We start from the raw sequence: 22564 nt of genomic DNA, 5'->3' as shown, positions 1-22564 counted from the left end.
GGCCCGAAGAGAGGGAGAACAGCACATGACAGTACTGATCGCGGGCGCAGGTATCGCTGGGCTCAGCCTGGGTTTGACGCTGCACCAGATCGGGGTGCCATTCCGCATTTACGAGGCCACGTCCGAACTGCGCCCGATGGGGGTGGGGATCAACCTGCAACCGAATGCGGTGCGCGAACTGCTGGATCTGGGTCTGGGCGAGGAACTGGACCGGATCGGGGTGCGCACCCGGCAGCTCGGGTTCTATTCGAAACTTGGCAAGACGATCTGGGAAGAACCGCGCGGAACCTGGGCCGGGTACGCCTGGCCGCAATATTCGGTGCATCGAGGGCATCTGCAGATGATGCTCTACCGCGCGCTCATCGACCGCGCCGGTCGCGACTGTGTGGTCACGGGCGCGCGCGCCGCCGGGTTCGAGTCCGGGCCGGATGGCGCGGTGCTGGTCCTGCCCGATGGGAAAAAGGTCGAAGGCCGCCTGCTGGTGGCCGCCGACGGTATCCACTCGGCGCTGCGCGCGCAGATGTATCCGGACGAAGGAGAGCCGATCTGGAACGGGCGCGTGCTGTGGCGCGCGACGACCCGCGCGCCGGATTACTTCGGCGGCGGGGCGATGGTGATGATCGGGCACGACGACCTGCGGCTGGTGTCCTATCCGATCTCGAATCCCGACAGCGACGGGATGGCGGTGATCAACTGGATCGCCGAGAAACGATTCCCTCTCGACGCCGCGTGGAAGAAGGAAGACTGGAACCGGGCGGCGAATATCGCCGACTTCCTGCCCGACTTCGCCGACTGGTCATTCGGCTGGATCGACGTGCCGGGCCTGATCCGAGGGGCCGAGGTGGTATATGAATACCCGATGGTCGATCGTGACCCGCTGCCGGTATGGACGGACGGTTCGGTGACGCTGATGGGGGATGCCGCCCATCCGACCTATCCTGTGGGGTCGAACGGGGCAAGCCAGGCCATTCTCGATGCCCGCATCATCGGGGCAATGATACTGGCGCATGGGCCCACGCCGGCGGCGTTGGCTGCCTACGAGGCCGGGGTGCGCCCGGTGACGACCGCCGTTGGTCGCGCCAATCGCGCGGGCGGTGGTCCGGACGGGATCTTGCAGCGGGTCGAGGACCTGTGCGGTGGCGCGTTCGATGACATCGAAACCGTCATTCCCCGCAGCGAACTGGCCGCGCATGCCGCCAAGTACAAATCCATCGCGGGGTTTTCGATCGAAGAGTTGAATGCGCGCCCCCGGACAATCGCCGAAGGCGCGCGGATAGCAGGCTAGACCAGCATGGCAGCCTCTACGGCTGTCTTCCAGCGGCGATAGGCGGCTTCGCGATTGCCTTCGGGCATCTTCGGTGCAAAGCGCGCGTCCAGCGCCCAGGTTTCGGCAAATCCGGCCTGGTCGGGATAGACACCGGCCCGCATCCCGGCCAGCCAGGCCGCGCCCAGCGCCGTCGTTTCCTGCATCACCGGCCGGTCCACAGGGGCGCCCAGACGGTCGGCAAGGCCCTGCATCGCCCAGTCCGAGGCGCTCATGCCGCCATCGACCCGCAGGATCACATCCGCATCCGCGCCCCAGTCGCCCTGCATCGCCTCCCACAGGTCGCGGGTCTGGAAGGCGATGCTTTCCAGCGCCGCCTTGCAGAATTCGGCAGGCCCCGAATTGCGCGTCAGGCCGAACATCGCGCCGCGGCAGTCGGGCTTCCAATAAGGTGCGCCCAGCCCGGTGAACGCGGGCACCAGGATGACGTTCTGCGCCGGGTCGGCCTTGGCCGCCAACTCGCCGCTCTGGGCCGCATTCTCGATTATGCCCAGCCCGTCGCGCAGCCATTGCACCGCGGCCCCCGCGATAAAGATCGACCCTTCCAGCGCATAGGTGCGTTGCCCGTCCAGTTGGTAGGCGATAGTGGTCAACAGCCGGTTCTGCGAGGCAACGGGCTGCGTCCCGGTATTGAGCAGCGCGAAACACCCCGTGCCATAGGTCGATTTCATCATTCCGGGCTTGAAACAGGCCTGACCGATGGTTGCCGCCTGCTGGTCGCCTGCCACGCCCAGAATGGGAATCTGTCCACCAAGCAGCGTTGTGGTCCCGAAATCCGCGGCGCAATCGCACACCTCGGGCAGCATGTTCATGGGTACGTCGAGCAATTCGCAGATTTCCTTGCTCCAGACCCCTTCGTGAATGTCGAACAGCAGGGTGCGCGCGGCATTGGTCGCGTCGGTCGCGTGCACGCGACCCTCGGTCAGCCGCCAGATCAGGAAGGAATCGATGGTGCCGAACAGCAGGTCTCCGGCCTCGGCCCGCGCACGGGCGTCCGGCACGGTGTCGAGGATCCACTTCACCTTGGTGCCCGAGAAATAGGGATCCAGCAGCAGGCCGGTCTGGGCGATGAAATCATCCTCGCATCCCGCGTGCCTGAGGCGCTCGCAGATGGCCGAGGTCCGGCGGTCCTGCCAGACAATGGCCCGGTGGATCGGCGCGCCGGTGGCCTTGTCCCAGACCACGGTCGTTTCGCGCTGATTGGTGATGCCGATGCCCGCGACCTGTTCGGGGCCGATGCCTTGGGCCATCATCACGTCGCGGCAGACCTTGAGCGTGGTCGCCCAGATTTCGTCGGCGTCATGCTCGACCCATCCCGGTTCGGGGAAATGCTGGGTGAATTCCTGTTGCGCCGTTGCGGCCCGGCGCATGTCCGCATCGAACAGGATCGCCCGGGTCGAGGTCGTGCCCTGGTCTATCGCCAGAATATAGGTCATCTGCTGCCCCCTGTCGTGGTCGTCTGACCGGGGACTTTAGACGGAAAAGCAGGATTGCCGGAAGCCCATACCAGATGGTTGTGACGTGCAGGGTTTCGTATGAAAGTCGCGTCGCCGTTCTGTCTGCCTGCCTCCGGCGAAGACCGGAGGGGTTACAGGTGCATGGCGTGTGTTCTGGTTGCCTGATTGATGAGGGCGGCATGCGGGCCGCTGAACCTCCCTCGCCTCGAGATAGCGGGGTTGCGCCAACATTTCCTTGATTACCCCGAACTTTGGCGAAACAGTGAGGCATGCCATGGCCGGTCGCTGCACCGCGTCGCCTTAACCGAACCGGGAGAGATGAAATGAAATGGATTGGAAAACAGGGGCTTGTATCTGGTCTTGCCCTGAGCGCCCTGCTGCTTGCCGGAGCCGCGTCGGCAAAGGATGACATCACTATCGCGATGCAGCTTGAGCCACCGCATCTGGACCCGACCAGTGCTGCCGCGCAGGCCATCGACTCGGTGGTCTATGTGAACATTTTCGAGGGCCTGACCCGGTTCATGGGTGACGGCTCGATCGTGCCGGCCCTGGCGGAAAGCTGGGAAATTTCGGACGACGGCACTGTCTATACCTTCAATCTGCATGACGGCGTGACATTCCACGACGGCACCACGATGGATGCCGAGGATGTGAAGTTCAGCCTCGACCGCGCGCGCGCCGAGGACAGCGCCAACGCGCAAAAGGCGCTGTTTGCAGGTATCGACAGCGTGGACGTGGTCGATCCGCAGACGGTCAAGGTCACGCTGAAGGAACCAGACGGCAATTTCCTGTTCAACATGGCCTGGGGCGACGCGGTGATCGTGGCACCCGAAAGCATCGAGAACATCAAGACCGCGCCTGTCGGCACCGGCCCCTACACGTTGGGCGAATGGGTGCAGGGCGACAAGATCGTGCTGAACCGCAACCCTGGGTACTGGGGCGACCAACCGGCGCTGGCGCAGGCGACGTTCAAGTTCATCTCGGACCCGACTGCCGCCTTTGCCGCAGTGATGGCCGAGGATGTGGATGTGTTCACCGGCTTCCCCGCGCCCGAGAACCTGCCGCAGTTCGAAGCCGATCCGCGGTTCCAGGTGCTCGTGGGTTCGACCGAGGGTGAAACGATCCTGTCCACCAACAACAAGCAGCCGCCCTTTGACAACATCAAGGTCCGTCAGGCGATGGCTCATGCGATCGACCGGCAGGCGATCATCGACGGGGCGATGTTCGGATATGGTACGCCGATCGGCAGCCATTTCGCGCCGCATAACCCGGCCTATGTCGATCTCACCGGCAACTCGGCCTTTGACCCCGACAAGGCCAGGGCGCTGCTGGCCGAGGCCGGGTTCCCGGACGGGTTCGAAACCACCCTGCACCTGCCGCCGCCATCCTACGCCCGTCGTGGCGGCGAGATCATCGCGGCACAGTTGGCCGCGGTCGGCATCAAGGCCGAGATCACCAATGTCGAATGGGCGCAATGGCTGGAAACCGTGTTCAAGGGCAAGAATTTCGGCCTGACCATCGTCAGCCATACCGAGCCGATGGACATCGGCATCTATGCCCGGCCGGACTACTATTTCCAGTATGACAACCCGGCATTCCAGGAGCTGATGACCACGCTGAACTCGACCACCGATCCGGACAAGCGGACCGAATTGCTGCAACAGGCTCAGCGCATCATTTCCGAAGATTACGTGAACGGCTACCTGTTCCAGCTTGCTGCGCTGAGCGTGGCCAAGGCCGGAGTGCGGGGGCTGTGGGCCAACGCGCCGACCGCAGCGACCGACCTTGCCGCGATCAGCTGGGCCGAGTGATCCGGTAGCCATTTTCCCGAACCGAAAATGGCTCAGAAAATCTGCGATTTCCTGGCCCGCCGCCTCGGTGGCGGGCCATTTACTGGACTGGTTGATTCTCCTCGGAATGCTTCGCTACAGCCTGAAACGCGCCCTGTCGCTTGTGCTCAGCCTCGCTGTTGCCTCGCTCGTCATCTTTGCGGTGATCGAGGTGGCACCGGGCGATCCCGCCTCGTTCATGCTGGGGGTCAATGCGCAAGAGGATACCCTGGCCGCGTTGCGCGCGGAGCTGGGTCTCGACGTCTCCAAGACCGAGCGATATTTCACTTGGGTCGCCGGCATGTTGCAGGGCGATTTCGGCGTCTCCTACACTTATCGCACTCCGGTGTCGAAAATGGTCGCCGACCGGATGTGGGTTTCGCTGCCGCTGGCGCTCTATGCGCTGGCGTTGTCGACCGCGATTGCCTTCCCGGCCGGCATCTATGCCGCGTCGCGCCGGGGCAAGGCCGGTGACGTTGCGGTGATGGGCGCGACGCAGCTGGGAGTCGCGGTGCCGAACTTCTGGTTTGCGATGATGCTGGTGCTGGTCTTTGCCATCAATCTGCGTTGGTTCAACGCGGGCGGTTTCGCTGGCTGGGACAAGGGCATCTGGGCGGGGTTGCATTCGTTGACCCTGCCCGCCGTCGCGCTGGCCCTGCCGCAGGCCGCGATTCTCGCGCGGGTCATGCGCTCGGCGCTGCTGGATATTCTGGGCGAGGATTTCATGCGTACCGCCCGCGCCAAGGGGCTGACGCGCCGGCAGGCGCTGTGGCGGCATGGGGTGCGCAATGCGCTGATCCCGGTTCTCACGATCATCGGTCTGCAATTCTCCTTCCTGCTCGCCGGGTCCATCATCATCGAGCAGGTGTTCTACCTGCCGGGTCTGGGGCGTCTGGTGTTCCAGTCGATTTCCTCGCGCGATCTGATTGTCGTGGAATCGGTGGTGATGCTGCTGGTCTTTGCCGTGATCATGGTCAATTTCCTGGTCGATCTGGCCTATGCCGCCGTCGATCCGCGCCTGAGGTCCCGGACATGAGCCGCAACCTGATCCTCGGCGCGGCGCTGTCGTCGCTGGTGGTGCTGGCGGCGCTTCTGTCCTTTGTCTGGACTCCCTACGATCACGCCGCGCTGAACATTCCCGCCAAGCTGCAAACGCCAGGCGCGCAGCACTGGTTCGGCACCGACCATTTCGGGCGCGACATGTTCTCGATGATCATGGTGGGCGCACGGACCTCGATCGCGGTCGCCCTTCTGGCGGTGGGTATCGGCATGAGCCTTGGCGTACCGCTGGGCCTGACCGCCGCCGCGCGCAAGGGGTCCTGGCTGGACGAGCTGATCATGCGCGGCAATGATCTGGTCTTTGCCTTTCCCTCGCTGGTGATCGCGATCCTGATCACCGCGGTGTTCGGAGCCGGCGCGGTCAACGCGATCATCGCCATCGGCATCTTCAACATCCCGGTCTTTGCCCGCATCACCCGTGGCGCAGCGCTGAGCCTGTGGGAGCGCGAGTTCATCATGGCCGCGCGCGTCGCGGGCAAGGGGGCTGCGCGGATCTCGGCCGAACATATCCTGCCCAATGTGGCGAACCTGCTGATCGTGCAGGGCACCATCCAGTTCTCGCTGGGCATCCTGGCCGAGGCGGGGCTGAGCTATGTCGGGCTGGGCGCGCAGCCGCCCACGCCCAGCTGGGGCCGGATGCTGGCGGATGCGCAGACGATGGTCAGCTTTGCCCCGCATCTGGCGCTGATACCGGGGGTTGCGATCATCCTGACCGTACTGGGGCTGAACCTGATGGGCGACGGTCTGCGCGACCTGCTCGACCCGCGCATTCGGGTGGCCCGAACATGAGCCTGCTGCGCATAGATGACCTGTCATTGTCGATCCACGGTTTCGACATCCTCAAGGGTGTGAACCTGATCATCGAGCCGGGCGAAATTGTCGCCGTCACCGGCGAAAGCGGGTCGGGCAAGTCGATGACGGCGCTGGCGGTGATGCAGCTTCTGCCAGATGGCGCAAGGACCAGTGGCTCGATCCGCCTGGACGGGCAAGAGATCCTGACCCTGCCCGAAACCCGCATGTGCGCCTTGCGGGGAGCTGCGGTCGGCATGGTGTTCCAGGAACCGATGACCGCGCTGAACCCGGTAAAGACCATCGGGGATCAGGTGATGGAAACGATCCTGATCCACAAGGCAATGCCGCCGGATCAGGCCGAAGACCGCGCCCGAGAGGTTCTGACTCGCGTCGGGCTGCCGCCCGACCGTTTCCCGCTGTCGCGCTATCCGCACGAACTCAGCGGCGGTCAACGGCAGCGGGTCGTCATTGCGATGGCCATTGCGCTGCGCCCGAAACTGCTGATCGCCGACGAGCCTACGACCGCGCTGGACGTGACCACCCAGGCGCAGATCCTCGACCTGCTCAAGGGTCTGGTGGACGAATACGGCATGGGTATGCTGATGATCACCCATGATCTGGCCGTGGTTGCGGACATGGCGGACCACATCACCGTCATGAGGCATGGAGAAGTGGTCGAGGCCGCGCCGACGCCGCAGCTGCTGGCGGGGATGAAACATCCCTATACCAAGATGCTTTTTGCCGCGTCGGAACATCAGGTCACGCTGCCCGAACCTCTCGGTCAGGAACCTTTACTGGCGGTTGCGAACGTGGTCCGCGACTATCCGTTGCCGCGCACGCGCCTGTTTGCCAGGCCGGGGCAGCATCGCGCCGTCGATCATGTCAGTTTCACGCTGCACCGGGGCGAACGTCTGGGGCTGGTGGGCGAATCCGGCTGCGGCAAGTCCACCTTGACCCGTGCGATTCTCGGGCTGGAGCCGGTGCAGGACGGTCATATCCTTCTTGACGGGCAGCCGGTTTATACCGGCAACCGGCCCAATCTGGCGGTCCGGCGCAGGATGCAAGTGGTGTTTCAGGACCCCTATGGCAGTTTCAATCCCCGTCACCGGGTCGACCGATTGGTGACCGAGCCGTTTTTTCTGCTGGAGAAGCCGCCGACCGGCACGGAGCGGCGCGACCGCATCGCCGAGATGCTGACCGCTGTCGGCCTGTCGCCCGACGATGCCGGAAAGTACATTCACGAGTTTTCCGGCGGCCAGCGGCAGCGCATCGCGATCGCCCGCGCGCTGATTACCCGCCCGCAACTGATCCTGTTCGACGAGGCGGTCTCGGCGCTCGATGTCTCGGTTCGCGCGCAAATCCTCGACCTGCTGGCCGAGCTTTGCGCCGCCTATGACCTGACCTACCTGTTCATCAGTCACGACCTGAGCGTGGTCCGGACAATCACCGATCGGGTAATGGTCATGCAGGCGGGGCGAATCGTGGAACAGGGCGAAACCGAACAGGTTTTTTCCGACCCCCAGCACCCCTATACCGAGGCGCTGATCGCCGCCGCCCCCCGTTTGCCACGGCGCAGACCCATGGTCGCGCGATGATCGTGTTGACCCGGATCGGCAGAGAGGACCGGACCGACCTTATAGCGGCGATGCTCCCCTATCTGGCCGAAGTCGTCCCGGATGTGCCCTTGCCCGTCGGAGAAATGGCGGCGCGTCATTGGCGCGATGCCGACAGGGTGGCTTACTGGATTCTCCAAAAGGATCAAAAGGTCGGGTTTGCGCTGGTCCGACTGCATCGCTGCGGGCTGCGGGAACTGGCCGAATTCACCGTTTTCCCCGCGTTCCGGCGGCAAGGATTTGGCAGCAGGGCGGCACAATCCGTCTTTGCCCGACATCCCGGGCGCTGGCGTTTCGGGGTTGCCAATGCCGCGGTCGCGGCGGATGGATTCTGGGCCGACTGCCTTGCCGGGATGCCGGCCCTTGCCAATCTGCGCCGATGCCCTCCAATTACACCGCATCAGCGCTACAGTTACACATTTGACTTCGGAAAGGAGACCACCATGTCGCTGCCTCTCTGGTTCGACCCTTCTCTGTGCCTCGTCGGAGGCGCCTGGCAACCGGCCCAAAGCGGTGCGACCCTGGTTCTGGTCAACCCTTCTGACGGGTCTGAAATCTGCCGGATCGCCCGTGGCGGGTCCGAAGATATCGACGCTGCCGTGGCCGCGGCCGAGGCGGCATTGAACGGCGATTGGGGCCGGATGACCGCGACCGAGCGGGGCCGGGTGCTGACCCGGCTGGGTCAGCTGGTACTTGAGAGGGTCGAGGATCTCGCCGTGATCGAGGCGGCGGATGTGGGCAAACCCTTGACCCAGGCCCGTGCCGATGCCGTGGCGTTGGCGCGCTATTGCGAGTTCTATGGAGGTGCCGCCGACAAGGTGATGGGCGAGACGATTCCATATCTTGACGGCTACACCGTCTATACCCTGCGCGAACCGCATGGCGTCACCGGCCATATCGTGCCGTGGAACTATCCGATGCAGATCATCGGCCGTTCGGTCGGGGCGGCGCTCGCCATGGGCAATGCCTGCGTTCTGAAACCGGCCGAAGAGGCTTGTTTGACCGCGCTGGCCTTTGCCGATCTGGCCATGCAGGCGGGGTTGCCTGCCGGGGCCTTGAACGTGGTGCCGGGGCTGGGGGCCGAGGCGGGCGCGGCCCTGTCCGGTCATCCGGGCGTGCATCATATCTCCTTCACCGGATCGGTTGCCACCGGCGCACTGGTGCAGCAGGCGGCGGGGCGCAACGTGGTGCCGGTGACGCTGGAACTGGGAGGCAAGTCGCCACAACTTGTGTTCGACGACGCCGATCTGGATGCGGCGCTGCCTTTTCTTGTCAATGCCGGCTGCCAGAACGCCGGCCAGACCTGTTCGGCCTCGTCCCGCATCCTCGCGCAGCGGGGCGTGTATGACCAGGTCAAGGCGCGCATGGCCGCCGCCTATGCCGAACTGACAGTTGGTCCGGCGGCCGAGGATCTGAGGGTCGGGCCGCTGATCTCGGCCCGGCAAAAGGAGATCGTAACCGGGTTCCTGGCCAAGGGCGCGGATCTGACCATTGCCGCCCAGGGCCGGATCGTCGACCACGCGCCGGAGGCCGGTGCCTATGTCCGTCCGACGCTGTTTGCCGACGTGCCCCCCGATCACGCGCTGGCCCGCGACGAGATCTTTGGCCCTGTTCAGGTGCTCATCCCGTTCGATACCGAAGAAGAGGCGGTCGCAATCGCCAACGGCACCGACTATGGCCTGGTCGCCAGCATCTGGACCCGTGATGGCGCACGCCAGATGCGGCTGGCCAAACGGCTGCGGGCGGGCCAGGTCTTTGTCAACAATTACGGTGCAGGCGGCGGGGTCGAGCTGCCCTTTGGCGGGGTCGGCAAATCCGGTCACGGCCGCGAAAAAGGATTCGAGGCGCTCTACGGCTTTTCTCAGCTCAAGACTGTCGCGGCCCGGCACGGCTGACGATGAGCGGCCGCAGCGGCGACAACGTCATACTGGCGATCGCGCTGTCGCTGCTGGCGCTGGTGCTGTTCGACCTGATGGGGCTGATCATCAAGCTCCTGTCGCCGCGCTATTCCGCCGCCGAGCTTTCGGCCTATCGCAACTTCTTCGGCATCTTTCCCAGCCTGATTGCGCTGTGGTCCTCGCGGGCGTGGCATGCGGCCGGCAGGCCCTGGCGCTTGCGGCAATGGAAACTGGGGTTTCTGCGCGGGATTTTTGTCACCTTCGCGCAGTTCCTGTTCTACTACTCGCTGGGCGTGATGGCCTTTGCCACCGCCTCCACCATCACCTATGCCAACGCGATCTTCATGACGGCGCTCGCGGTTCCGCTGCTGGGCGAGCGGGTAGGCTGGATTCGCTGGCTGGCCGTTCTGCTCGGGTTTGCCGGCGTTCTGATGGTGATGAAACCGGGCAGCGATACCTTCACGCTGGACGCGCTTGCTCCATTGGGTGCGGCTTTTCTCTATGCCCTGTCCGGAGTGTCGGCCCGCCTGATGGACCCTGAGGTGCCCAGCCCGGTGATCAATTTGTACTCTGTTGTCTCGGCGCTTTTCGGGTCGCTGGCGCTGGCCTTTTATGCGGGCGGGTTCACACCCATCGCGGATTTCCGCGATCTCGCCTGGGTGGCGGCCATGGGCGCCTTTGGCGGCACAGCCGTTCTGTGCCTGGTGGTCTCGTACCGCATGACCGAACAGAGCAACCTGGCCCCGTTCAGCTATTTCGGCATCCCCTTCGCCTTTGTCGCGGGCTGGATCGCGTTCGACGAGGCGCCCTGGGCCGACCTGTTTCCCGGGGCACTTTTCATCGTCGCGGGCGGTTTGCTGGTCATCTGGCGCGAACGCCGGATGTCCCGGCGTTCCTGATCTGGAGCCGTCTCAGACCACAACCTCCTGCCGCTCCTGCTTGCCCACGCCGAACACCCGCTTGTAACGCTCGACCTCATCGGCCGGTCCCATCGCCTTTTCGGGGTTGTCGCTCAGCTTCACCGTGGGGTTGCCGTTGGCCGAAACCGCCTTGCAGACCAGCGAGAACGGCGCCAGCCCGTCATCGGGCACGAGACCGCGGAAATCGTTGGTCAAGAGTGTGCCCCAGCCGAACGAAACCTTGGCGCGGCCCGAAAACTGCCGATGCAGCTCGACGATCTTGTCCACGTCCAGGCCGTCGGAAAAGATGATGCGCTTCTGTGTCGGGTCCTCGCCGCGCGCTCGCCACCAGCGGATCGCTGTTTCGGCGCCCGTTGCCGGGTCGCCGCTGTCGATGCGTATTCCTGTCCAACCGGCCAGCCAGTCCGGCGCCCGTTCCAGAAAACCGGCGGTTCCGTAAGTGTCGGGCAGGATGATGCGCAGGTTGCCGTCGTGCTCCTCGTGCCAATCGCTGAGCACGTCATAGGGCGCGCGGGCCAGGGCGGCGTCATCCTCGGCCAGGGCGCAATAGACCATCGGCAGTTCATGCGCATTCGTGCCGATCGCCTCGACTTCGCGCCGCATGGCGATCAGGCAATTCGAAGTGCCGGTGAAACTCTGTCCCAGCCCCTCGATCATCGCCTGCACGCACCAGTCCTGCCACAGAAAGGAATGCCGCCGCCGGGTTCCGAAATCGGCGATCGTCAGCGCATTGATCTGGCGCAGGCGTTCGATCTTTTCCCAGACGCGGGTCATGGCGCGGGCATAGAGGACCTGCAATTCGAATCGTCGCATGTCGTGCAGCACTGCGCGCGAACGCAATTCCATAAGCACCGCCAGCGCCGGGATTTCCCACAGCATGACCTCGTGCCACTTGCCTTCGAAGGTCAGTTCGTACTGGTCGCCCCGGCGCTCCAGATGATAGGGTGGAAGTTGTAGCCCCTCGAACCATTCCATGAAATCGGACCGGAACATCTGGCGCTTGCCATAGAACATGTTGCCGCGCAGCCAGGTGCTTTCCCCCCTGCTCAGGCGAAGCGAGCGGATGTGATCCAGCTGCTCCCGCAATTCGCTCTCGTCGATCAGCTTCGCCAGCGGTATGCGTGTGGTCCGGTTTATAAGCGAAAAGGTGACTTCCGTGTCGGGCTTGTTCCGGAACACTGACTGGCACATCAGCAGCTTGTAGAAATCAGTGTCGATCAACGACCGCACGATGGGGTCGATCTTCCATTTGTGATTGTACACACGGGTTGCAATGTCCACTGAGCCGGCCTCGTAAATCTGGTCAGACATGGATACGCCAGCAGCGCAGGTATGGCAATTCGGCGCTTGGCCGGCCAGACAGGCGTGATCCGTTTCAAGCGGACCGGTGTTCTTCGGTGGCCGATGCGGGACCATTGAGGTGAGCCAGCAGGCACGAAACCAGTTCGGACCTGCCGATGGGTTTGCTGAGAAAGTCGTTCATCCCGGCATCAAGACAGGTCTTGCGATCGCTGTCATAGGCATTTGCCGTCAAGGCCACGATAGGCGGATGCGCCCCGTTGTTCCCGCGAATGAGCCGGGTCGCCTCGACCCCGCTCATTTGCGGCATCGACATGTCCATGAAGACGATGTCAGGGGCGAGACGTACTGCCATGTCCACCGCCTCCTGGCCATTGCACGCGAATTCGAGCCGTACAGGCAAGTCTGCCAGGAACTTGGCGATCAGCAGCCTGTTGATCCTGTTGTCGTCTGCCACCAGCACCACCCGCCCCTGGAGCAGGGCGCGGTGTCGTGGCGCAATGACGGGCCTGCTGCCGGAGCCGCCTGTACGGTCCGGCAGCCCAAGCGGCAATCGCAGGGTAAAGCACGACCCGCGGCCCAGAGTGGACTCGACGGTGAGCCGCCCCCCCATCAACCCGACCAGCTCGCGCGAAATCGCCAATCCAAGGCCGGTGCCTCCATAGGCCCGGGTGGTGTCCGCCTCGGCCTGTGAAAAGCGTTCGAACACATGCTCAAGCTTTTCTGCCGGAATTCCTATGCCGGTATCTTCGACCTCGATCGTGGCAATATGGCCAAGATCCGTGTCTTCCACGGACAGGCGCAGATCGACCCCCCCGGTTTCCGTGAACTTCACCGCGTTCCCGAGAAGGTTGATCAGCACCTGGCGCAACCGTCCATTGTCGGCGTTCACGAGATCGGGAACCTCGCTCAATGTCTTCAAGGTCAGCTTCAATCCCTTGTGTTGCGCCTGTGGCCGGATCAGCCGCACCGTTTCCGAAATGCAGGCGAAAAGATCGAAGTCGACGGGATGAACCGTCATTTTGTTGGCATCCAGACGTGACAGGTCGAGCACGTCGTTGATGATGGCAAGCAGGGCCGCTGCCGAATTCTTGATGGTATCGACATATTCTTTCTGTTCGGTGTTCAGCCGGGTTTCGGACAGCAGGTCGGCCATGCCGACAACTCCATTCATCGGCGTACGGATTTCATGGCTCATCGTGGCCAGAAAATCGGCTTTGACCCGGGCCCCTTCTTCTGCCGCCTCGCGAGCGGCCGCCAGTTCCTGTTCGTGGATCTTCCCGGATGTTATGTCGCGTTCGACGGCCACCGTCATCTCGATATTGCCGTCTGAATCCACGATCGGCACCATGTTGACGTCCATCCAGATCGGTTGGCCGTCTTTTGTCAGGTTCTGGATCTCTCCGCGAAAGGGTTTTCCCGACATAAGCGCGGCTGTGATGGCGTTCGAAGTGGCAAGATCGGTTTCAGGCCCGTTCAGCAACTCTGCGGGAAGCCGCCCCCGTGCTTCGGCAGCCGAGTATCCGGTGATCCTGCTGAACGCTTCGTTGGTCCAGACAATCCGACCATTCGCATCTGACATGATCACGCTGTCATTGGCATTTCTTGCGACCAAGGACAGTTGTTGCGCCTCTTTCTGATGGCGCATCAGGTCTTGACCCTGCTCGATAAGGCGAAGCGTGGTCTTCCGATGCGTCTCGAATCCCCTGTTCACAAAACTCAGGAACAGGGCCACCATGAAACCAAGCATCGCAGTGCCGCCGGCATTCAGGAAATGGACGGAGTCGATCCTCGGGGCATTCAGGGCATCGAAGAAAAAAATGAATGCGGTCGCCAGAGCATAGGCGATCAACCGGACCGTTCCGGCGGAGCGGTGGAATGGAAGCACCAGGCCGGCGTTGATTGACGCACCTGCAAGAAACGCGATGGTAAACAGCGGGGACAATCCGCTTTGGTCGCCGAACCAGGCCATTAATACGCAAGCCACGATCGTCAGCGCCTGCACCGCGGCCGTAACCGTGCTGATCACCAGCAATTTTCGAATTCCGAAACCGGATTCCAGCAAACGGGGCAGACGCGACAGGAACAGGCAATCGACCAGTTCGCCGAACAGGGCGATCAGAACAGCCGCCCCACCTGTCACCGGTCCTTCGGTCAGCGCCAGGGCAAACCCGCCCGAAAACGTCATGATCTGGCGATTGCCGAAATTCTTCACCCGCCCCCGAGCATAACGGACAAGCAGGCCGCGGCGGCTGTATCTCCGCTCGAACTCCGCCAGTTGGTCGGCCGCAGACGACCCGGCTTTTTGCATCGGCGAACCCCGGGGAAAAACATTGACTTTGGTCCCAAGGTTCTAGCGCGCAACCTCTTAACAAAAGGCAACTATCCGGCCAGGATCACACCTGCGGATATCATCGCCCCGGTCGCGGCTTCCAACGAGCCGTCAAGGTCGATGGCGCGGCAGGCGGACATCCGGACTTCGACGGCAAAGCCCAACCGCGCGGCGTCGACCGCCGAGTAATGCACGCAGAAATCGGTTGCGAGGCCAACCAGGGTCAGCCGGTCGATGCCACGGTTGCGCAGGTATCCTTCCAACCCGGTCGGCGTTGTCCGGTCGTTTTCGAAAAAGCCCGAGTAACTGTCGATTCCCCTTCGGAACCCCTTGCGGATGATCAGGTCGGCATCGGTCCGCAGGTCGGGATGAAACGCCGCCCCACGGGTGCCCTGAACGCAGTGGTCGGGCCACAGCACCTGTGGACCATAAGGCATATCGACCAGGTCGAAAGCCGCCTTGCCGGGATGCGACGAGGCAAAGGACAGATGGCCCGCCGGATGCCAGTCCTGCGTCAGGATGACGGAATCGAAATCGCCCATCATCTCGTTGATCAAGGGCACGATCACGTCGCCGTCGGGCACGGCCAGCGCTCCGCCAGGGCAGAAATCGTTCTGGACGTCGATCACGATTAGGGCCTGGGTCATACCGTTCTCCTTCCTGGCTGAAACATGGGTAAGCAGCCAGTCCGCGTGCGTCAATGCGCTTGACCGGAACGGCGAGTTGACCGAACCGTGGCAGCGACGGAGGACGCCATGATCGCCAATGAACCGCCCGTGATCGCCAACAGCTTGTGGACAGCTACGGCAAACATGTCCGCGCCCCATCCGCCGCTGACCGGTAGCCTTGAAACCGAGGTCGCCATAATCGGTGGTGGGTTCACCGGGCTTTCGGCGGCCTTGCACCTCGCGGAACGCGGGATTGCCTGTGTTGTGCTCGAGGCGGAAACGCCCGGCTGGGGTGCCTCGGGGCGCAACGGCGGTCAGGTCAATCCCGGCCTTCACCCCGACCCCGAGGAGATCACCACGCGGTTCGGAGCCGACATGGGCGGGCGGATGTTGCGGCTTTCGGGAACGGCCGGGCAACTGGTCTTCGACCTTGTCGCACGGTACGGAATCGACTGCGATGCACGCCCGGTCGGCTGGCTGCGCGGCGCGCATGACGCCGCCGGTCTGCGCGACCTGCATCACAAAGCCGCGCAATGGCAAAGGCTTGGCGCCGCGGTTGAGCCGCTGGACGCTGCCGGAATCGCCGATCTGTCGGGGAGCGCTGCCTATCGCGGCGGGTTGATCGACCATCGCGGCGGCAACCTGCACCCGCTGAACTATGCGCTGGGCCTGGCTGCGGCAGCGGTCCGCGCCGGCGCAGCGATCCACGGGCATAGCAGGGTTCTGCGGATCGAAGCGGATGGGTCGACGCATATCCTCACCACAACCGGCGGTTCCCTGCGGGCGCGACGGGTGCTGATCTGCACCAATGCCTACACGGACGCATTCGCGCCGGGCCTGGCCCGAACGGTGGTTCCGGTCCGGTCGGTGCAGGTAGCCACGGAACCCCTGCCGCCAGAGGTGCTGGCCGGAATCCTGCCGGGCGAACATGCCCTCTCGGACACCCGGCGGCTGTTGCTCTACTACCGACGGGACGCGGCGGGGCGCTTCATCATGGGCGGACGCGGCGCCTATGGCGCTGCCGCCACGCGCACCCGGATGAAGGCGCTGCGGCAGGTCAGCGCAAAGCTCTACCCGCAACTGGATGGTGTGCGATGGACCCATGCCTGGGGTGGGTTCGTCGCGGTCACAACAGATCACTTTCCGCATCTCGACAGGCTGGGCAAGGGCATCATGGCCGGGCTCGGCTACAACGGGCGTGGCGTGGCGATGGCGACCGCCATGGGGCGGGTGATGGCGGATTGGGCCAGCGGTACGCCCGAGGTCGGGTTGGATTTTCCGGTTACCGATCCGCGTCCGATCCCGTTTCATGGCCTTCGGCGCCTGGGGGTTGCCGCGACGGTCGCGAAATACCGGTTGCTTGATGCGCTTGGTCTCTGATGTTGGCGGACTACCTCTGAAACATGCAGGAAAAACCCTTGTTTTATTGGAAATGGCGTATGAAACCGCCTCTTGAATTGGCGGGCGCATCGCTCTAAGGGCGGGGCATGTACACGATCGTCGCCCTCTATCATTTCACCCGTTTCCCCGATCCCGCCGCCTTGCAACCGGCCTTGCTGGCCCTGTGTCGGGCGCAGGACGTCAAGGGTACGCTGTTGTTGGCACGGGAAGGCATCAACGGCACCATCGCCGGCCCCCGTGCCGGAATCGACGCGGTGCTGGCTCGTATCCGCAGCCTGCCGGGCTGTGCCGATCTGGAATGGAAGGAAGCGCAGAGCGACCATCCGCCCTTTGGCAAGATGAAGGTGCGGCTGAAGAAAGAGATCGTCACCATGGGCCAGCCGGATGTCGATCCTCTGGCCGGGGTCGGTCATTACGTGGAACCGAAGGACTGGAATGACCTGATCCGGTCGGAAGATGTCGTGGTGATCGACACCCGCAACGACTATGAGGTGGCGATCGGCACGTTCGAAGGCGCCATCGACCCCAAGACCGACAGTTTCCGCGAGTTCCCCGCCTGGTGGGAGGCCAACAAGGACCGGTTCCACAACAAGCGCGTGGCGATGTTCTGCACTGGCGGGATCCGCTGCGAGAAATCCACCAACTACCTGTTGGGACAGGGCGTCGAGCAGGTCTATCACCTCAAGGGCGGCATCCTGCGTTATCTCGAGGAGATGCCGGCCGATGACAGTACCTGGCAGGGCGAGTGTTTCGTCTTCGACAACCGGGTCTCGGTCGGTCACGGGCTGGTCGAGGGTCCGCACGAACTGTGCCACGGGTGCCGCCGCCCGATCCTGCCCCAAGATCGCCAGCGCCCCGAGTACGAACACGGCGTAAGCTGTCATCTTTGCATCGACGAGACTTCGGAAGCGGACAAGAGGCGGTTCCGCGAACGCCAGAAACAGATTGCTCTGGCCCGCGCCCGTGGAGAGGAACACCTCGGCGGCCATTGCGCCGGGTAAGGCTTGCGCCCTTGTGTCCGGCGAGAGAAGATCGCGCCAGGCACAGGAGGAGCTGGACATGGTCAAACCGATATCCCTGACTCGCGAATGGCGTGGAACGCTGATCGCGGCGGGCGGCATGGTGATCGTCTCCAGCCTGGCATTTGCCATTCTGTCCCGTGTCGGCGAAGGAATTGCCGGGGGCACCCTGGGCGTCATCTCGACGGTTCTGCTGGCCGGCTGGTTGCTGATGCAGCTCTGGACCTATGTAGTAAGGATCGGCCAGCCGAAGCATCAGGTCGTCCTGATGGGCATTTCCTTCATCCAGTCCGTCCCGTTTCTCTATGCAGCGGTCTATTCCTCGTTCGGGTACTCCGACAGCTGCGTTCTGGGTGCCGACCGATCATCGGAGTTTCTGTACTTTTCCTATGTCACCTTCACCACGGTCGGGTACGGCGATCTGCAGCCCGTGGGCATGTGCCGTGGATTGGCCGTGGCCGAGGCGGTCACCGGATACATCCTGCTCGGTCTCTTCGTCTCGGCGGCAGTGGCGGTGGCCTCGTACGAGCGTCATTCGAAAACCTGACGTGCCTCGGAAACCAAGGTGCTGGGTGCCTGTGGCCACCCGGCAATCCGTTTCCCTTCAGCGGTTCCTGTCGATCCACGCAGACATGGCAGACTTGTCGTGAAAACACTCCGGCGGCACCCTGCGATGCTTGGCGCGTGCAATGCGCTCGGCATAGGCGACCTGCTTGCCCGAAGGGTAGCGGTCGAACCGGGATTGGGCGGCCGGACGATGCGCGGAAACCCAGGCGGAGAGAACCCGGCGGTCGCGCTGGGCCTCGACCGGAATTTCCAGTGCCGAACGTTCGGCTATCGCGCGGGCATACCGCATCTGTTTCTCGGTTACGGGCAACAGATGGTAATCGTTGGCGGGTCCGTCAGACCATTGCATATTGGGGGCGTTGAGCATGGGCAGCACCTCCGTTCCGATTTGGAACAAAAGTAGAACATTTTCGGATCTGTTTCAAGTCCTCTGCCGGAAACCGCGATTTCAAACCATGGCCTCGCGTTTCGCCGGCAGGGACCGGATGTTGGCGGTCCGAAACTTTACCTTTGGCTTCGCGGGCTTTGCCGCTACCAAGGTTTCAAGCAATCGAACCAATCCCGGAGAACTCCCGATGACCCGCCTGATCGCCCTTGTTCTTGCTGCCACAACAGCGACTGCCGCATGGTCACAGGACTTGATCGACAAGGGTTTCGTGCATGGCTGGAATCTGATGGTCGACCCCGCCCTTGGCAACGGCTGCCTGATCCAGACCGTGTATCAGGATCTTTCGGTTGTCCGTCTGGGATATGACGAGCTGGGCAATCGCGGTTACTTTACCGTCTACAATCAGGCCTGGGGCGAGATCGAGGACGGCAAGAGCTATCCCGTAACCTTCGATCTCGACGGCGAAAAGTTCGAAGCCACCGCGATCGGGGCCAAACAGGACAAAATCCGTGGCGCGACCGTGTTCTTCACGGACCGCGAATTCGTGCATGCGATTGCCCAGCGCAATGCCATGACCGTCTATGGCGCCGATGGCCGGCAGGTCATGGCCATCGACCTGAAAGGGACTGCCAAGGCGCTGGAATATGCGCGGGAATGCCAGAAGGAACAGGGCTGACGGAACTCAGCGAATCGCGTGCAGCAGGGCATCCTCGGTCCGGCAATCCCGCACCACGTCGCGGCCGCAGGGGACGGGCTTCAGGCTGTTCGAGAGGCAGATTCGAACCTCGGCGATGTAGCGTCCCTTGCAGGTCACTGTCAGCATGTCGCGTTCAAGCGCCGGATTTGCCAGGAGAAACGCCTCTTCGACAACCCGTGCCGGTAGCTGGACGGTGCGGTCCAGTTGGCGGAACACCTCTGGCCGCACCACGCTGTCATAGGCTTCGCGCGACAAGTCGAAATAGCCCTGCGCACTCAGCCCCGAACAGGTGCCGTGTTTCTTCCACTGGTGCCAGGCGAGGCCCGAACTGCCTTGGATATCTGCCATTTTGGCGGTCATGCGCCGGGTCGGCGGCGCCTCGGAGGTACTGCAGTAGGATGGCCAGCCATACTGGTACTGCGGCCATAGCCCATGCAATATCCAGCCATGGTCATGGCGCGGGTTGCACTGGTCCTCGCCCCGCGCATCGCCGGTGGTCTCGCACCAGTTCGGCGACCAGCTCAGCGAAAGGACGTAATAGTCGAACCGGCCCGGCTTCTCGCCGTCGGCCAGCACGGAAACCGCGCTCAGTACCCAAAAGACCAGCCAGCGCATTCGCTCTTTCCTTATCTGCCTGGCCCGACTATATACTCCCCGAGTTCCCCGACAACGGAAACACGCTCCAGACACTGGGGCAGCCGAATTCCGGCGACGGGAGAGATGTATTCGCAAGGAGACAAGCCATGGCAAAACCTTTGATGGCCAAGGCGACCGCCGTCTGGCTGGTTGACAACACGACGATCAGCTTCAAGCAGATCGCCGATTTCGTCGGCATGCACGAGTTGGAGATCCAGGGCATCGCCGATGGCGACGTGGCTGTCGGCGTCAAGGGCTTCGACCCGATCGCCAACAACCAGCTGACGCAGGAAGAAATCGACAAGGCGCAGAACAATCCGCTGCACAAGCTCAAGCTCAAGTTCAACCCCGCCGCCGCAGGCGAGGAAAAGCGTCGTGGCCCGCGCTACACCCCGCTGTCGAAACGGCAGGACCGTCCGAACGCGATCCTGTGGCTTGTCAAGTTCCACCCCGAACTCAGCGACGGGCAGATCGCCAAGCTGGTCGGCACCACCAAGCCGACGATCCAGTCGATCCGCGAGCGCACCCACTGGAACATTTCCAACATGCAGCCCATCGACCCGGTGGCTCTGGGTCTTTGCCGCCAGTCCGAACTGGACTCGGTGGTACAAAAGGCCGCTGCCAAGAAAGCCGCCGAAGGTGGCGTGATGAGCGATGACGAGCGCCGCAAGCTGGTTTCGACCGAACAGTCGCTGGGCATGGAAACCTCTCCGCGCATCCCGACCGCCATCGAAGGGCTGGAGAACTTCTCGCTCTCCGAGCCGATCGACACCAGCGATGACGACGAAGACGACAACGGGCCGATCGTGGATGCCGACAGTTTCTTCAACCTGCCCAAGGGCGGAGATCACGACGAAGACGAAGACGACGACGATCCGCGCTATTGATCCGACATGCCCCGGCCAGATGGCCGGGGTTCCTGCCTGTACGAGCCCATGCTTGAAGTCCTTTCCAAACTGATCGGACCGCACCGCGCGGTTTCAGTCTATGCCTTCTTCCAGACCCGTGGCGCCGTTCTGGCGGCGGCGGCTCTGATCGTGGCAATCCTGCTCATGTTGTTCTTCTTCGGCAAAGGCGAGGAGGAGCACGAGCACGAAGCTTTCCTGACCCTCGATGTGTTGTCGGCGGTTGCCATCAACGGTGACTTGAACAAGGGCGCCGTAGTCTCGTTGCGGCTGCCTGACGGGCATGCCATCTCGATCACCACCACCGACGGGCCGATTGCCACCTCGATCACCACCACCGCTTGTGTCGAGAAACGGGTCTATGTGACCAGCCGCGAGGCGCGCTACCGGCTGAAACTGCCGCATCATTGCGCGGGGCAGTAAACGGGCGCAGAGCATCCGGAACCCACCACACCGGGGTCTGCGGTTTCCGGGTGCCGCATCCACAGCAGCCCGAACGCTTGTATCTGCGCAGCGAATCCGCCAGCGCACCGCTGCGGGACAGTGCCAGCACGCGCGCTCTGCCAGAAGGACATGACCTCCGACAGGGGCCCCCCCAAGTGCTCCCAGCGCCAGCAGCACCGCGAACAGGATGCTTTGTGAGGCATGTGCCAGAGCCGTCGCTTTTCGCGCGGAGTGCGACTGGCTTACGTCCGGACTGAGCCGACGTTTGGGCGGAGTCCGTCTTGCCGGGACATCAGGTGACAGTGCAGGAAAAGATCGTCGCTTCCAGCGGCATTGTCATGTCGGTCGGCCCGAACGTGACTTCAAGGGCTCTAAGCACTGCCTCTGCGACGATTTCCGGGTCAACACCGCCCAGGGTCCGCAATTCGTCAATCACCGGATTGCCGTACACGAGACCCCGGGCAAATGCCTCCGGGTCCATGATCTTCTTGCGCAACCGGATGGTCTCATGCGTCACGTCCTGCCAACCGGCCGCTGCCAGATCCTTGTGAACCACGTCGGGGTCTCCATAGTGAAACGGAACCTTGTAGAATCCGGGCGGTTCTCCGGAAAAGAACTGCGCGGGTATGGCGTATGCAATTTGCGAATACGGGTTTTCCTGCATGGCGCTGAGGACGTTGAACACATAGCGTCCGCCCGGCCTGAGCACCCGCGCGGCCTCGCGAAACGAGGCGGGCTTGTCGGGAAAGAACATCACCCCGAACTGGCAGACCATCAGGTCGAACGCGGCATCCTCGTAATCCAGGTCCATTGCATCGGCCAAGGCGATTTCCACGTTCTCCGAGTCAGAGAACTTGCGCCGGGCAACCTCCAGCATCGGGGCGTTGAGATCGGTTACGAGCAGCAACGCTTCGCGAGGCAGGGTATCGCGCAATTTGCGGCTGACGATCCCGGTTCCGGCCGCCAGTTCGATTGCCCTTGTTGCCGTGCCCTCGCAAGCGGCGGCACACAACCTGTCCCCGAAGTCGGAAAACAGAACGGGGCCAAGGCCGGCGTCATAATGAGTGGGAATATCTCCCGTGAACTTCGCTGCATCGTCCGACATGTCGGTCGCTCTGATTTCAACGGCAATGCAGTCAGCTTACCACGAATGTCTCGAATCTCCGAAGCGGACTCTATGCCCCCGTGATGTCACGGATGCTCGGTTCTGCCGGTTGCGACTGCTCCCGCCTGTCCGCCAACCTCCCGGGGGCCACTTGCGGTGGCTGACACGAGGTCGGCGCCATAACGCATGAAACAGTTCACAGACCTATGTC

At 63.0% G+C, this 22564-nt stretch carries 20 protein-coding genes; 13 read left to right on the top strand and 7 right to left on the bottom strand.

The genetic code is table 11. The features are described from left to right. Positions 1 to 25: 25 nt before the first annotated feature. Positions 26 to 1285, top strand: coding sequence for a flavin-dependent oxidoreductase (locus tag BLT75_RS17620; RefSeq protein WP_093034828.1), 1260 nt, complete (start codon positions 26 to 28; stop codon positions 1283 to 1285). On the opposite strand, the gene glpK is transcribed toward BLT75_RS17620, so the two are convergent. Beyond that, on the bottom strand, positions 1282 to 2760 hold the full coding sequence (gene glpK / locus BLT75_RS17615) for a glycerol kinase GlpK (RefSeq protein WP_093034825.1): 1479 nt from the start codon (positions 2758 to 2760) through the stop codon (positions 1282 to 1284). The two genes, BLT75_RS17620 and glpK, sit on opposite strands and share 4 nt — an antisense overlap. 344 nt (positions 2761 to 3104) lie before the next feature. Here glpK and BLT75_RS17610 point away from each other — a divergent pair, with 344 nt between their 5' ends. From BLT75_RS17610 to BLT75_RS17585, 6 genes are all read left to right on the top strand, one after another. Then, the gene (locus BLT75_RS17610; protein WP_093034822.1) at positions 3105 to 4592 is read left to right on the top strand and encodes an ABC transporter substrate-binding protein; all 1488 of its coding nucleotides are present in this window, start codon (positions 3105 to 3107) and stop codon (positions 4590 to 4592) included. A gap of 106 nt (positions 4593 to 4698) precedes the next feature. Beyond that, positions 4699 to 5646: an ABC transporter permease gene (locus BLT75_RS17605; protein ID WP_093034819.1), complete on the top strand. Its 948-nt coding sequence runs from the start codon at positions 4699 to 4701 to the stop codon at positions 5644 to 5646. Then, on the top strand, positions 5643 to 6458 hold the full coding sequence (locus tag BLT75_RS17600; RefSeq protein WP_093034817.1) for an ABC transporter permease: 816 nt from the start codon (positions 5643 to 5645) through the stop codon (positions 6456 to 6458). Before BLT75_RS17605 ends, BLT75_RS17600 begins: the two co-directional genes overlap by 4 nt. Then, positions 6455 to 8056: an ABC transporter ATP-binding protein gene (locus BLT75_RS17595; protein ID WP_093034814.1), complete on the top strand. Its 1602-nt coding sequence runs from the start codon at positions 6455 to 6457 to the stop codon at positions 8054 to 8056. The genes BLT75_RS17600 and BLT75_RS17595 overlap by 4 nt, the downstream gene beginning before the upstream one ends. A gap of 461 nt (positions 8057 to 8517) precedes the next feature. Continuing rightward, positions 8518 to 9969 carry an aldehyde dehydrogenase family protein gene (locus BLT75_RS17590; RefSeq protein WP_093034968.1) on the top strand — a complete coding sequence of 484 codons (1452 nt, stop codon included), beginning with the start codon at positions 8518 to 8520 and terminating at the stop codon, positions 9967 to 9969. A gap of 2 nt (positions 9970 to 9971) precedes the next feature. Beyond that, on the top strand, positions 9972 to 10871 hold the full coding sequence (locus BLT75_RS17585; RefSeq protein WP_093034812.1) for a DMT family transporter: 900 nt from the start codon (positions 9972 to 9974) through the stop codon (positions 10869 to 10871). A 12-nt stretch (positions 10872 to 10883) separates the two neighbouring features. On the opposite strand, the gene pncB is transcribed toward BLT75_RS17585, so the two are convergent. From pncB to pncA, 3 genes are all read right to left on the bottom strand, one after another. Continuing rightward, positions 10884 to 12173, bottom strand: a complete 1290-nt coding sequence (pncB, locus tag BLT75_RS17580) for a nicotinate phosphoribosyltransferase (protein ID WP_093034965.1) — start codon at positions 12171 to 12173, stop codon at positions 10884 to 10886. Between the two features lie 94 nt (positions 12174 to 12267). Then, positions 12268 to 14502 carry an ATP-binding protein gene (locus BLT75_RS17575; RefSeq protein WP_093034809.1) on the bottom strand — a complete coding sequence of 745 codons (2235 nt, stop codon included), beginning with the start codon at positions 14500 to 14502 and terminating at the stop codon, positions 12268 to 12270. A 71-nt stretch (positions 14503 to 14573) separates the two neighbouring features. Further along, entirely contained in the window at positions 14574 to 15170 is a 597-nt protein-coding gene (pncA, locus tag BLT75_RS17570; RefSeq protein ID WP_093034806.1) for a bifunctional nicotinamidase/pyrazinamidase, read from the bottom strand. Positions 15171 to 15278: 108 nt separating this feature from the next. Here pncA and BLT75_RS17565 point away from each other — a divergent pair, with 108 nt between their 5' ends. The 3 genes from BLT75_RS17565 to BLT75_RS17555 all read left to right on the top strand — a co-directional run bounded on the left by BLT75_RS17565 (position 15279) and on the right by BLT75_RS17555 (position 18158). Next, the gene (locus BLT75_RS17565; protein WP_093034962.1) at positions 15279 to 16571 is read left to right on the top strand and encodes an NAD(P)/FAD-dependent oxidoreductase; all 1293 of its coding nucleotides are present in this window, start codon (positions 15279 to 15281) and stop codon (positions 16569 to 16571) included. Positions 16572 to 16678: 107 nt separating this feature from the next. After that, complete coding sequence (trhO, locus tag BLT75_RS17560; RefSeq protein WP_093034803.1) at positions 16679 to 17593, top strand: oxygen-dependent tRNA uridine(34) hydroxylase TrhO; 915 nt, start codon at positions 16679 to 16681, stop codon at positions 17591 to 17593. A gap of 58 nt (positions 17594 to 17651) precedes the next feature. Next, positions 17652 to 18158, top strand: coding sequence for a potassium channel family protein (locus BLT75_RS17555; RefSeq protein WP_093034959.1), 507 nt, complete (start codon positions 17652 to 17654; stop codon positions 18156 to 18158). A 57-nt stretch (positions 18159 to 18215) separates the two neighbouring features. Here the strand turns inward: BLT75_RS17555 and BLT75_RS17550 are convergent, their stop codons facing one another. After that, on the bottom strand, positions 18216 to 18545 hold the full coding sequence (locus tag BLT75_RS17550) for a hypothetical protein (RefSeq protein WP_093034800.1): 330 nt from the start codon (positions 18543 to 18545) through the stop codon (positions 18216 to 18218). A 208-nt stretch (positions 18546 to 18753) separates the two neighbouring features. On the opposite strand from BLT75_RS17550, the gene BLT75_RS17545 reads away from it, so the two are divergent. Then, positions 18754 to 19242 carry a hypothetical protein gene (locus BLT75_RS17545; protein ID WP_093034956.1) on the top strand — a complete coding sequence of 163 codons (489 nt, stop codon included), beginning with the start codon at positions 18754 to 18756 and terminating at the stop codon, positions 19240 to 19242. Between the two features lie 6 nt (positions 19243 to 19248). Here the strand turns inward: BLT75_RS17545 and BLT75_RS17540 are convergent, their stop codons facing one another. Continuing rightward, positions 19249 to 19878 (bottom strand): ribonuclease T2 family protein, encoded by a 630-nt coding sequence (locus tag BLT75_RS17540; protein WP_093034797.1) that lies wholly within the window; start codon positions 19876 to 19878, stop codon positions 19249 to 19251. Positions 19879 to 20006: 128 nt separating this feature from the next. On the opposite strand from BLT75_RS17540, the gene BLT75_RS17535 reads away from it, so the two are divergent. Both BLT75_RS17535 and BLT75_RS17530 read left to right on the top strand, forming a co-directional pair. Then, positions 20007 to 20786: a DUF1013 domain-containing protein gene (locus tag BLT75_RS17535; RefSeq protein WP_093034794.1), complete on the top strand. Its 780-nt coding sequence runs from the start codon at positions 20007 to 20009 to the stop codon at positions 20784 to 20786. Positions 20787 to 20834: 48 nt separating this feature from the next. Next, complete coding sequence (locus BLT75_RS17530) at positions 20835 to 21227, top strand: hypothetical protein (protein ID WP_093034791.1); 393 nt, start codon at positions 20835 to 20837, stop codon at positions 21225 to 21227. 313 nt (positions 21228 to 21540) lie between these two features. On the opposite strand, the gene BLT75_RS17525 is transcribed toward BLT75_RS17530, so the two are convergent. Beyond that, complete coding sequence (locus BLT75_RS17525) at positions 21541 to 22353, bottom strand: class I SAM-dependent methyltransferase (protein ID WP_093034788.1); 813 nt, start codon at positions 22351 to 22353, stop codon at positions 21541 to 21543. Between the last annotated feature and the right edge of the window lie 211 nt (positions 22354 to 22564).

Source organism: Ruegeria marina (genome assembly GCF_900101475.1).
Taxonomy (GTDB): domain Bacteria; phylum Pseudomonadota; class Alphaproteobacteria; order Rhodobacterales; family Rhodobacteraceae; genus Ruegeria_B; species Ruegeria_B marina.
The sequence above is the reverse complement of the archived record's forward strand: the minus strand, read 5'-3'. Positions and strand labels throughout refer to the sequence as shown.

Coding starts and splice junctions, on each gene's coding strand:
- BLT75_RS17620 (WP_093034828.1), top strand. CDS start 26: ATGACAGTACTGATCGCGGGCGCAGGTATCGCTGGGCTCAGCCTGGGT.
- glpK (WP_093034825.1), bottom strand. CDS start 2,760: ATGACCTATATTCTGGCGATAGACCAGGGCACGACCTCGACCCGGGCG.
- BLT75_RS17610 (WP_093034822.1), top strand. CDS start 3,105: ATGAAATGGATTGGAAAACAGGGGCTTGTATCTGGTCTTGCCCTGAGC.
- BLT75_RS17605 (WP_093034819.1), top strand. CDS start 4,699: ATGCTTCGCTACAGCCTGAAACGCGCCCTGTCGCTTGTGCTCAGCCTC.
- BLT75_RS17600 (WP_093034817.1), top strand. CDS start 5,643: ATGAGCCGCAACCTGATCCTCGGCGCGGCGCTGTCGTCGCTGGTGGTG.
- BLT75_RS17595 (WP_093034814.1), top strand. CDS start 6,455: ATGAGCCTGCTGCGCATAGATGACCTGTCATTGTCGATCCACGGTTTC.
- BLT75_RS17590 (WP_093034968.1), top strand. CDS start 8,518: ATGTCGCTGCCTCTCTGGTTCGACCCTTCTCTGTGCCTCGTCGGAGGC.
- BLT75_RS17585 (WP_093034812.1), top strand. CDS start 9,972: ATGAGCGGCCGCAGCGGCGACAACGTCATACTGGCGATCGCGCTGTCG.
- BLT75_RS17575 (WP_093034809.1), bottom strand. CDS start 14,502: ATGCAAAAAGCCGGGTCGTCTGCGGCCGACCAACTGGCGGAGTTCGAG.
- pncA (WP_093034806.1), bottom strand. CDS start 15,170: ATGACCCAGGCCCTAATCGTGATCGACGTCCAGAACGATTTCTGCCCT.
- BLT75_RS17565 (WP_093034962.1), top strand. CDS start 15,279: ATGATCGCCAATGAACCGCCCGTGATCGCCAACAGCTTGTGGACAGCT.
- trhO (WP_093034803.1), top strand. CDS start 16,679: ATGTACACGATCGTCGCCCTCTATCATTTCACCCGTTTCCCCGATCCC.
- BLT75_RS17555 (WP_093034959.1), top strand. CDS start 17,652: ATGGTCAAACCGATATCCCTGACTCGCGAATGGCGTGGAACGCTGATC.
- BLT75_RS17550 (WP_093034800.1), bottom strand. CDS start 18,545: ATGCTCAACGCCCCCAATATGCAATGGTCTGACGGACCCGCCAACGAT.
- BLT75_RS17545 (WP_093034956.1), top strand. CDS start 18,754: ATGACCCGCCTGATCGCCCTTGTTCTTGCTGCCACAACAGCGACTGCC.
- BLT75_RS17540 (WP_093034797.1), bottom strand. CDS start 19,878: ATGCGCTGGCTGGTCTTTTGGGTACTGAGCGCGGTTTCCGTGCTGGCC.
- BLT75_RS17535 (WP_093034794.1), top strand. CDS start 20,007: ATGGCAAAACCTTTGATGGCCAAGGCGACCGCCGTCTGGCTGGTTGAC.
- BLT75_RS17530 (WP_093034791.1), top strand. CDS start 20,835: ATGCTTGAAGTCCTTTCCAAACTGATCGGACCGCACCGCGCGGTTTCA.
- BLT75_RS17525 (WP_093034788.1), bottom strand. CDS start 22,353: ATGTCGGACGATGCAGCGAAGTTCACGGGAGATATTCCCACTCATTAT.